Here is an 11,041-nt window from a genome sequence, read left to right as displayed (position 1 = left end):
TAAATGAATACAATTGTCAAATACTTTTGCTTTTTACAATTACTGGGTATAACCTGTTTCGCGCAGCAGCAGCAGCATTCAAAAAAGGCAGCTGTAGCGCCAGGGGTTTCAATGGCATTGGCGAATGCCAGGAGTGCTGCCATAAGTAATATTGAATACAAACTTCACTTTAATATACCAGATGAGCAAACAGCGCCAATTGAATCATCAGAAAGCATTGATTTTAAATTAAATAAAGTAATTTATCTGCAGGTTGACTTCAAGCAAAATGCAGATCATATCAAACGGGTATCCGTTAATGGAAAATCAATACCGATCGATTTTAGGGCAGAACATATCTTAATCAAGCAGGAGTATTTAAAGATTGGCAATAACCACATTGAAACTAAATTCGTCGCTGGAGACGAATCTTTGAACAGAAATAAAGACTTTTTATATGCCCTTTTTGTTCCCGACCATGCCAGAACAGTATTCCCTTGTTTTGATCAACCCGATTTGAAGGCTAATTTTTTACTTTCATTAACCGTCCCAACTAATTGGAAGGTAATGGCTAATGCTGCTAAAAAGGATTCGGTAATACAGAATAATGCGATTACTTATCATTTTAACCGTTCGGATAAATTGCCTACTTATTTATTCTCCTTTACCGCGGGAAAATATACCCTGATCAATCGGAAAATGAAAAATAACCACATGGAATTTTTGCACCGCGAAACCGATTCGGCAAAGATTCGATTTAGTGTAGATTCTGTTTTTGTAGCTCACCGTGATGCCATCGATTTTTTAGAAGACTGGACAGCAATCAAATATCCATTTCAAAAAATTGGTTTTGTGAGCATCCCCGATTTTCAGTTTGGCGGAATGGAGCATCCTGGTGAGGTGCAGTATAAGGCATCATCACTGTTTTTAGATCAGGGTGCAACTAAAGATCAGTTTATTTCCCGTTCTAATCTCATTTCGCATGAAACAGCACATATGTGGTTTGGCGATCTGGTGACCATGAAATGGTTCAACGATGTTTGGATGAAAGAGGTTTTTGCCAATTTTATGGCCGATAAAGTGACCGAAAAATTAATGGGTAAAAACACTTTCGACCTTAAATTTTTGCAAGATCATTACCCGGCAGCTTATGGAGTAGACAGGACCCCGGGCGCTAATCCTATTCGCCAGCAATTGGATAACTTACAAGAAGCCGGGTCAATGTATGGAAATATCATTTATCATAAAGCCCCGATTATGATGCGTCAGTTGGAATTATTGATGGGCAAAGATCATTTTCAACAGGGCATAAGGGAGTATTTAAAAAAATACAGCTATGGCAATGCTAACTGGAACGATCTGATTGCCATTTTAAGTAAATACAGTAAAAGCGATCTCTTTAGCTGGAACAAAGTTTGGGTAAATGAACCTGGAAGACCAGTTTTTAATTACAACATTGAATATAATAAAGATAAAATAAGCCACTTTAGTTTAAGCCAAAACAGTGAGATGGGGCAGCCCAGGGTATGGCCACAATCTTTTACCGTAAAGCTGGTTTATCCAACCCATAGTAAGATTTTGGTGGTAAATGCCAAAACAGCTATGACAGATTTAGCAGAGGCAAAGGGTTTACCCAAACCATTGTATATCTTATTTAATGCAAATGGTGCCGGATATGGTCTTTTCCCGGTTGAAGAAGAAATGATGGCTAATCTTTATCATATCAATGATCCTTTGGAACGTGCATCGGCCTATATTAATGCTTATGAAAATATGCTTTCGGGCAAAGTCAATAAACCAGCTGAACTTTTGAGCGTGTTTTTGCAGGGATTAGCCGTAGAGAAAAATGAAATGAACCTGAGGCTGATTACCGGATACCTCACAAATATTTACTGGACTTTTCTTCATGGCGAAGTACGGAATCGTATGCATGAAAATATGGAGAAAACCATATGGAGCGCAATGGAGCAACAGCAGATGCCAAACAACAGGAAAATTTTGTTCAATGCTTATCAAAATGTGTACATGAGTGCCGGGGCTGGAAAAAGAATGTACGATATCTGGTTCAGGCAAACAGCACCAGATGGCGTTAAACTATTAGAAGATGATTATAGTGCGCTTGCCTTAACGCTGGCCCTTAAAACGGATACCGCAAATACAATTTTAAAAGACCAGTTAGCCCGCACTAAAAATGAAGACCGCAAAAACAGGCTGATTTATTTAATGCCTGCATTATCTTTAGATGTTAAAGAAAGAAATCTCTTTTTTAGTGGTTTAAAGGACCGGAAAAATCGCCAGAAAGAAGCCTGGGTAACTACCGCCTTGTCTTATCTGCATCATCCCATCAGGCAACAAACATCTATCGGTTATCTGAAAGAAAGTTTGGATTTACTCGCAGAAATTCAGAAAACAGGAGATATATTTTTTCCTCAATCGTGGTTGGCCGCTACTTTTTCTACTTATAATAATAAAGAGGCAGATGAGGTCGTACAGGATTTTTTAAAATCCCATCCTGATTATAATCCAAAACTAAAAGATAAGATTTTGCAGACTACAGATAATCTGAGGAGGGCACGGCAAATCATGCACTAACTCAAAGAATTGATGTTTTTGTCGAGCGGGCGTTAATTTGGATTTGAAAAGGGTAAGCATTAATTTGTTTGCTCCTTTTCTTTTTGAACGGTTATTTTAATTTCAATTCTGTCGTTAAAAATCTTTTTTATTCAATTTGATTTTTCATTATTTAATTAATTCGCCGAAATTAATATTTCCAAATCTTCCTTTTTTTTCTTCTTGTCTTTGATATTCGCTTTTATAGATTAAATCATAGATTCCCGTCATCTTTACTGAAACACCCTGGAATAGAGATGTTTATCTTAATAAAACCGCTTGATTTAACTTTTTAACATTGATTGTCAAAGTACCTAAATGCTTATAGGTATTTGGGCTAAACTTAAAGTCAGAACTACAGCATCCGGTGCTATTTCTAACTTAATTAAAAGATTCAGTCTGGCTGTTCAAATCATCCAATAAACTGGTTAAAACCATTTCTCTTTTATCTTCAATAGAAGTATCATCCTGGATAAAAACGGTAAGGTTCGTGTTTTCTGCTGTTTGAGTTTGCATGAGTTGGGGATTTACGTTTGTCAATTTAATGTCTACAAATCTTTAACGCAGATTTTTGAATATGGTTTGTAACTTTTTTATTTAAACATAAATATTCCAATAAAAGAATAAATCGTTTGTGGTCAAACATTGACCTGCTTATTCGGGTTATTATTACAACAAAACAAATCCTTTTAATGAAACACTACGACGCGATAATTATCGGAGCGGGGCAGGCAGGTACACCATTGGCTAAAAAACTCGCTGAGGCTGGTAAGAAAACAGCTCTAATTGAAAAAAGATTAGTTGGTGGTACTTGTATCAATGATGGCTGTACGCCAACAAAAGCCATGATTGCTTCAGCAAAAGCCATATATCAGGCTAAAAAAGCTTCAGCATTAGGTGTTGAGATCGGAACAGTTAAAATTAACTTTAAGAAGATAAAACAGCGCAAAGATGATATTGTAGCGCAGTTCAGGGCATCATCAGAAAAAGGAATTGACGAAACGAAAGGGCTTAGGCTCATTTTCGGATCGGCAAAATTCAGCGCTGAAAAAGAATTGACCATTGCCCTTAACGAAGGTGGTGAAGAAAAAGTAACTGCTGATTTAATTTTTATCAATACCGGCGCAAAAACAGCTATACCTGATATAGCAGGATTGGACCAAATTGATTATCTTACTTCAACAACAATTTTGGATATAGACACGGTTCCAGAGCATTTGGTAGTGATCGGTGGGAATTACATTGGACTGGAGTTTGGACAGATGTTTAATCGCTTTGGTAGTAAAGTCACCATCCTGGAAAAATCTTCAAGTATATTGGCAAAAGAAGACGAAGATGTTTCGTCAGCGCTAACTGAAATCTTAACCGATGAAAAGATAGCAATCCTTACAGATACGAAAGTTGACAAAATCATTCAGGATAATAAACACCTGCAGATTTCACTTCTTTCAGGTAAAACTAAAAAGAACATCACGGCAAGTCATGTGCTCATTGCAGCCGGGCGCATACCACAAACTGCTGATTTGGGACTCGAAAATTGTGGGGTTAAATTAGATGATAAAGGCCATATAATGGTGAATGAAAAACTGGAAACCAACATAAAAGGCATTTATGCATTGGGCGATGTAAAAGGAGGGCCTGCCTTTACACACATTGCCTATAACGATTATACCATTGTTTACCGCAACCTGATTGAAGGAACGAAATATACCATTCAAGACCGCCCTGTGCCATATTGTATGTTTACCGACCCGCAATTGGGTAGGATTGGTATTTCAGAAAAAGAAGCAAAGGAAAAGAAATTAAACTATGAAGTGGCCATGATTCCAATGTCGCAGGTGGCACGTGGGATTGAAACCAACGAAACTTTAGGGTTGATGAAGGCGATTGTAGATCCGGATAAAAAAAAGATTTTGGGAGCAGCTATTTTGGCTTCAGAAGGCGGGGAGATTATGTCTGTGCTCCAAATGGCCATGGAAGGCGGTATCACTTACGATAGGATCAGGTATTGCGTTTTTGCTCATCCTACCTATACCGAATCGCTGAATAACCTGTTTATGAAACTCGATAAATAAGATGATCGAATTAAAAGAGATAAGTAAGAAATTTGGAAATACCCAGGCGGTAAAACAAGTCTCTTTTAATGTAGCCAGGGAGGAAACACTGGTCTTGTTGGGTACCAGTGGCTGTGGTAAAACCACTACCTTGAAAATGATCAACCGTTTAATCGAACCTGATGCAGGGCAGATTTTGATTAATAATGAAAACATCATTGATCAGGATCCCGATGTGTTACGTACGGGAATAGGTTACGTGATGCAGAATATCGGCCTTTTTCCACATTATACCATTGCCGAGAACATTGCACTCGTTCCAAAGCTGTTGAAATGGGATAAGGCAAAAATTATAAGCCGTACACAGGAACTGATCCAAAAACTTCATCTGCCGGAAAGTACCCTGACGATGTATCCGCATGAGTTAAGTGGCGGACAGCAGCAACGTGTAGGCCTGGCCCGTGCGTTAATTACCGATCCTTCCGTATTGTTAATGGATGAGCCATTTGGAGCGTTAGATAACGTTACCCGCACCAGTATTCAAAAAGAATTTAAGGCTTTGGAAGAGTTGAAGCGGAAAACGGTTGTGATGGTGACACATGATGTTTTGGAAGCTTTTGAGTTGGGAGACCGGATTTGTTTAATGGATAAGGGAGCGGTGGTTCAGATCGGTACACCTAAAGAATTATTGTACCGGCCGACAAACGATTTTGCAATGCGTTTTCTTGCCGGGCAGAAGCTCGCGCTAGAATTTAAAGTAATTAATATACAGGACATCTGGACTTATTTACCTGAAGAAACAGTTCATCATCATGGAAGTGTAACGGCAGATTTAAGCATATGGGAAGCCATGGAACTATTGCGGAATAAGGGAAATTCTGAACTGTACGTGGCAGGTGCGGACAAAACCATCAAATCCATCGATTTTGAGCAATTAACCAAAGGATTTAACCAATACCAAAACTTACAACTGCATGAATGAGCAACAGCAGACCTTATGGCAATTTATGTCCGGGCAGTCTGATAAATTGTTCAGCCAAACCTTGCAGCACGTAGGTTTAACCTTTATTTCTTTAATTCTTGCTATTGCTATTGGTTTACCTTTAGGCATACTGATTGCCAGAAAGCGGAGACTTTCAGGGATGGTTTTAGGGGTTGCCGGGGTATTACAAACGATCCCAAGTATTGCCTTATTGGGTTTTATGATTCCTGTTTTGGGTATTGGTGCCAAACCGGCCATTGTTGCACTGCTGATTTATGCATTGCTGCCCATTATCCGCAATACTTACACCGGTATTATCGGCATCGATTTACATGTTAAAGAGGCTGCAAGGGCTATGGGAATGAGTAAAAGCCAGATTTTGTTAAAAGTAGAATTGCCCCTCGCCATGCCTATTATTTTGGCGGGGATCCGGACTGCTACTGTAATTAATGTAGGTGTGGCCACCTTGGCTTCATTTATAGCTGCAGGAGGCTTGGGTGAATTTATTTTTGGTGGTATTTCGCTCAATAATACCAATATGATTTTGGCTGGGGCTATTCCGGCCGCCTTATTGGCGATTATACTTGATGCTTTACTTTCGCTTGTTCAAAAAATGGATGTCAAAAGGTTAAGGAAAGCTTTATATGTTTTTCCTGTCGTGATTTTAATCATGGGCGGATTTTATGCTTTACCTTCAGCATATGGCTCAACTTTAACGGCAGGATTTACACCCGAATTTATGGGCAGGCAGGACGGCGATCTTGGATTGAAATCAATTTATGGTTTAAAGATCCATACTATTGTGATCAGCGATGCGGTGATGTATAAAGCCGCTTTTGCGAAAGAATTGGATGTCATCAGCGGTTATTCTACTGACGGCCGTTTAAAAGCTTTCGACCTGAAAATCTTAAAAGATGATAAAAACATTTTTCCGCCCTATTATGCTGCACCAATTGTTCGCAATGAAGCTTTAAATCAATTTCCCGAACTCGAGAAAACTTTGAACCTGCTCTCCGGTAAAATTACAGATTCGATCATGACCGATCTGAACTATAGAACTGATTATCTTCATCAACAGCCGGAACGGGTAGCGAAGGATTTCCTGATCAGCAATGGCTTGTACAAAGCGCCTAAAAACGGACATCAGGGCACTGTACGGATCGGTTCGAAGATTTTTGGTGAACAATATATTCTTGCAGAAATATACAGCATGCTCATTAAGGGAAATACTAATTATGCTGTAGCCACCAAAACCGGTTTGGGCGGAACCAAAATCTGTTTTGATGCGCTTATGAATGATCAGATCGACTTTTATCCCGAATATACCGGAACAGGTCTGTTGGTGTTGTTACAGCCAGATCCAAAAATTGTAAAGGAAATGGCATACGATAAAGAAAAGACCTATAACTACGTAAGCACCGAATTTGAGAAAAAGTTTAAAATCAAATGGCTCAAGCCCATCGGTTTTAATAATTCATATGCTTTAATGATGCGGCAAAAACAATCAAAAGAACTGAATGTTAATAGCATCACAGACCTTAAAAACTATCTTGATAAAAATTAATGACACTAGTAGAAGAATACCTGCAGATTAGGAAATATTCCGAACAGGTTTGTGAACCTTTACAAACTGAAGATTATGTGGTGCAGCCTGTTGTAGATGTAAGTCCGCCTAAATGGCATTTAGGGCATACCACCTGGTTTTTTGAAACCTTTATATTAAAACCATATTCGGCAAACTATCAGGTATATAACGATGATTTTAATTTCGTGTTCAATAGTTATTACGAAACCGTAGGCAGTCGTGTAATCCGTACCGATCGGGGCAATTTAAGCCGCCCGGGCGTGAATGAAATTTATCAGTACCGTGCTTACGTAGATGAGGCGATGGTAAGTTTTTTAAGTACAGCGCTAAATGCTGAAATTAAGGAATTATTGGTTTTGGGCTTTAACCACGAGCAGCAGCATCAGGAATTGTTGTTAACCGATATTAAGTATATTTTAGGCAATAATCCATTATTTCCGGTTTATGCTAAAGACAAAAAAGAAGTTTTGGCATTTGACAATGAATCCGGTTGGACCGATGTTCCGGCTGGAATCTATGAAGTTGGTTACGAAGGGACCGGATTTAGCTTTGACAATGAATTGAACAGGCATCAGGTTTACTTGCACGATTTTTCTATCAGTAAAACACTGGTCAGCAATGCTGAATTTTTAGCATTTATCCATGCCGGTGGATACGAAAATTTTAATTTTTGGCATGCCGAGGGTTGGGACTGGGTAAAAAACAACCAAATCAATTCACCCATGTATTGGCATTTAATAGATGGCGAATGGTTTAATTATACTTTAGGCGGACTTTTGCCTATTGATCCCAATGCGCCGGTAAGTCATGTGAGTTATTATGAAACTTATGCCTATGCCAGTTGGAAAGGCATGCGTTTGCCTACTGAATTTGAATGGGAAGCAGCCGCAAAAAACTTTAATTGGGGCGAAAGGTGGGAGTGGACTGAAAGTGCATATCTCCCATATCCTGGTTTTAGTAAGGCGCCAGGCGCAATAGGCGAATACAACGGCAAATTTATGGTCAATCAAAAAGTACTTCGCGGGGCTTCCATCGCTACACCTCAAAATCATTCACGTATTACTTATCGAAACTTCTTTCATCCACATTTAAGATGGCAATATACGGGCATACGCCTGGTAAAATAAAATCAGTATGAACACCACTACCATTGAAATACCAACCGACAACAAAACACAGTTTCTTCAGGAAACCTTAACAGGACTACAATCTGAACCTAAATTTATGCTTTCCAAGTATTTTTATGATGCTACCGGAGACCGCATATTTCAGCAGATTATGGAAATGGAAGAGTATTATCTAACCAATGCAGAGATGGAAATCCTCCAAAATCAATCTGCACAACTTTCTGAAGCTATATCTGCACATGGAACAGCTTTCGATCTGATCGAATTGGGTGCAGGCGATGCCACTAAGTCTGTCCATTTGTTAAAATCCCTGCTGGATGCTCAAATGGAATTCAGCTATTTTCCTATTGATATTTCGGAACATGTTATTTTGGATCTGGAAGAAAATCTGCCTAAAAAACTTCCTGCATTGGATATTACAGGCTTAAATGGCGATTATTTTGACATGCTGAAAAAGGCTGCTGAACTATCTGACCGTAGAAAAGTAGTGCTATTTATGGGGGCAAATATTGGTAACATGACCGTTGCTGATGCGGAAATTTTCTGTATTTCGCTAAAGCAGCTACTATCTCCAAACGATTTACTCATTATTGGCTTTGATCTTAAAAAAAATCCGCAACAGATTCTGGCTGCCTATAATGATAAAGGTGGAATTACCAGATCTTTCAATCTCAATCTGCTTCACCGCATCAATAAAGAACTTGATGGTGATTTTAATGCTGATCAATTTGAACATTATGCCAGTTATGATCCGGCATCAGGCGCCTGTAAAAGTTACCTCATCAGTTTAAAAAAACAGACAGTAAATATTGGGCATCATGTTATTCATTTTGCCGAGAATGAGTATATTTTTATGGAAATCTCACAAAAATATTCCTTAGGTGATGTTGATCAATTGGCCTCGAAAACCGGCTTTAAACCGCTTCAACGTTTTTTTGATCACAATAAATATTTTGTAGATGCCATTTGGCGGGTAGATTAGTTCTTCCCGTCTAAAATTTCAAGCAGCCGGTTTAAATCTTCATCCGTATTATAAAAATGGAAGGATATCCTGGTACCAGCACCCCTGGGTGAACCGAGAATTTTTGCAGCAGCCAGTTTATCTGCTGTTTTTTCATCTAGCGGCATACTCATAATGGTGGATTGATACTTCCTATTGAGCATCCAATCGGGTACTAATCCCCTCGCATTTAAGGCCAACCTGGCCTGATTACTGAGCGTTTGTGTGGTTTTTTCAATATAATCAAATCCCATTGTCGCCAGGTCATTTAAACTTTCGTTTAAGGTGCCAAAGTTTAAAGTATCCAGGTGCCCGGGTTCGAAACACATGGATAAATGGTGTTTTCCTTTTAAAAATGGCGCCACTGGGAGGCTAGCCAATTTGTTTTTTGCGTAAATCGCATCTTTTATCTGATCGGATAACATTACATAACCATTTCCATATCCGGCCAAAAGCCATTTGTATCCACTGCCAATTAATGCATCTAAGCCCGATTTTTCAAAATTAAAGACTGTGGTACCTAAAAACTGAGTGCCATCACCAACCAATAATAGGTTAGGGTAGGTTGTTTTTAGCTTCCGGATAAAATCATCATCCATTCTGAAGCCACTGATGTACTGTACCATGCTAAATGCCAGTATGGTAGGTTTAAATTCTTCTATGGCATTAATGATGTTTTCCTCCAGTTTTTCATCAATTGGCACACTATAATAAGCAAAACCCATGCTCATTATGGGGTAACTTACCGAGGGATATTCTTCCTCTAAGAGTAAAAAACGATGATTTCTATCTAATCCGTTCAATAAAATATTGAAGCCTACCGAAAAATTCTGAACGAGATAAGTGTTTTCAGGCTTTGATCCAAAATGTTTGGCGATGTTATTTCTAAGGTCAGTAATAAGGGACATACTTTCCATTTTGAAAACGCTTCCACCAGTCATGAACGCTTCATCATGCCGGGACCGCCATTCAGCTAAACTAGTTGATAAAATGCCCGAATTGGCTGTGTTAAGATAGGTATATTCTTTGAGGATAGGGAAAGATAGATTCATGCTCAAAATTAAAAGAATTGTGCATTAAAAATAAGTGCTGCCCAGCAAAATTAATTTTTATACAAACCTATGAGAATCAGGATTGTTGTTTTATAAATACGGATATATTATGGAAAGTGAAACCGCAATATTGGTTAATGAATTAAAAAAGCTTTTAAACGGGGGTGGCGCGCATGTAGGGTTTAAGGATGCTGTTGCCAATCTACCTTTTAGGCTCCTGGGCGAAAAGCCTTATCATTTGCCTTATAGCATCTGGCAATTAGTAGAACATATTAAAATCGCCCAATGGGATATGCTGGAATTTAGTAAAGACGGAGCCCACCAATCGCCAAAATGGCCCGATGAATATTGGCCTAAAGAAATGGCTCCAAAAAACGAAGAAACCTGGAATAACACTTTAAAGCAGATCGACGATAATCTCCAGGCATTTATAGCGCTTTTGGAATCATCAAACCTATACGATGCCATACCACATGGCGATGGACAGCGTATTTTGACTGAGGCTTTACAGATTGCAGATCACAATGCTTATCATATTGCCGAAATTGTGGTCATCAGGCGTTTGCTTGGTGCATGGAATGTTACTTAAGGTTAGCCTTGAGGCTTGTATTTTGCCATCAAAGTAGTTAATTATGGCCAGGTCGATCGCCAA

General features: G+C 38.9%; 9 protein-coding genes. 7 read left to right on the top strand and 2 right to left on the bottom strand.

The features are described 5' to 3' along the window. The first annotated feature begins 3 nt into the window (after nucleotides 1-3). On the top strand, nucleotides 4-2,571 hold the full coding sequence (locus ABEG20_RS09075) for a M1 family aminopeptidase (protein WP_406827052.1): 2,568 nt from the start codon (nucleotides 4-6) through the stop codon (nucleotides 2,569-2,571). A gap of 399 nt (nucleotides 2,572-2,970) precedes the next feature. On the opposite strand, the gene ABEG20_RS09070 is transcribed toward ABEG20_RS09075, so the two are convergent. Beyond that, nucleotides 2,971-3,105, bottom strand: coding sequence for a hypothetical protein (locus ABEG20_RS09070; RefSeq protein WP_406827051.1), 135 nt, complete (start codon nucleotides 3,103-3,105; stop codon nucleotides 2,971-2,973). 176 nt (nucleotides 3,106-3,281) lie between these two features. Here ABEG20_RS09070 and ABEG20_RS09065 point away from each other — a divergent pair, with 176 nt between their 5' ends. From ABEG20_RS09065 to ABEG20_RS09045, 5 genes are read left to right on the top strand one after another with little or no spacing between them, the layout of a single operon-like run. Further along, nucleotides 3,282-4,664: a mercuric reductase gene (locus ABEG20_RS09065; protein WP_406827050.1), complete on the top strand. Its 1,383-nt coding sequence runs from the start codon at nucleotides 3,282-3,284 to the stop codon at nucleotides 4,662-4,664. A gap of 1 nt (nucleotide 4,665) precedes the next feature. Further along, the gene (locus tag ABEG20_RS09060; RefSeq protein ID WP_406827049.1) at nucleotides 4,666-5,625 is read left to right on the top strand and encodes an ABC transporter ATP-binding protein; all 960 of its coding nucleotides are present in this window, start codon (nucleotides 4,666-4,668) and stop codon (nucleotides 5,623-5,625) included. Continuing rightward, nucleotides 5,618-7,189, top strand: coding sequence for an ABC transporter permease/substrate-binding protein (locus tag ABEG20_RS09055; protein ID WP_406827048.1), 1,572 nt, complete (start codon nucleotides 5,618-5,620; stop codon nucleotides 7,187-7,189). Before ABEG20_RS09060 ends, ABEG20_RS09055 begins: the two co-directional genes overlap by 8 nt. Beyond that, nucleotides 7,189-8,337, top strand: coding sequence for an ergothioneine biosynthesis protein EgtB (egtB, locus tag ABEG20_RS09050; RefSeq protein WP_406827047.1), 1,149 nt, complete (start codon nucleotides 7,189-7,191; stop codon nucleotides 8,335-8,337). The genes ABEG20_RS09055 and egtB overlap by 1 nt, the downstream gene beginning before the upstream one ends. Nucleotides 8,338-8,344: 7 nt before the next feature. Further along, nucleotides 8,345-9,319 carry an L-histidine N(alpha)-methyltransferase gene (locus ABEG20_RS09045; RefSeq protein ID WP_406827046.1) on the top strand — a complete coding sequence of 325 codons (975 nt, stop codon included), beginning with the start codon at nucleotides 8,345-8,347 and terminating at the stop codon, nucleotides 9,317-9,319. On the opposite strand, the gene ABEG20_RS09040 is transcribed toward ABEG20_RS09045, so the two are convergent. Then, a complete protein-coding gene (locus ABEG20_RS09040; protein ID WP_406827045.1) occupies nucleotides 9,316-10,389 on the bottom strand; it encodes an aminotransferase class V-fold PLP-dependent enzyme in 1,074 nt (357 codons plus the stop codon). The genes ABEG20_RS09045 and ABEG20_RS09040 overlap by 4 nt on opposite strands. A gap of 109 nt (nucleotides 10,390-10,498) precedes the next feature. On the opposite strand from ABEG20_RS09040, the gene ABEG20_RS09035 reads away from it, so the two are divergent. Next, the gene (locus ABEG20_RS09035; protein ID WP_406827044.1) at nucleotides 10,499-10,978 is read left to right on the top strand and encodes a DinB family protein; all 480 of its coding nucleotides are present in this window, start codon (nucleotides 10,499-10,501) and stop codon (nucleotides 10,976-10,978) included. Nucleotides 10,979-11,041 lie beyond the last annotated feature (63 nt).

The sequence above is a fragment of the Pedobacter sp. KACC 23697 genome (assembly GCF_045348445.1).
GTDB lineage: Bacteria > Bacteroidota > Bacteroidia > Sphingobacteriales > Sphingobacteriaceae > Pedobacter.
Note: the sequence above shows the minus strand (reverse complement) of the source record. Positions and strands in the feature narration are given on the sequence as shown.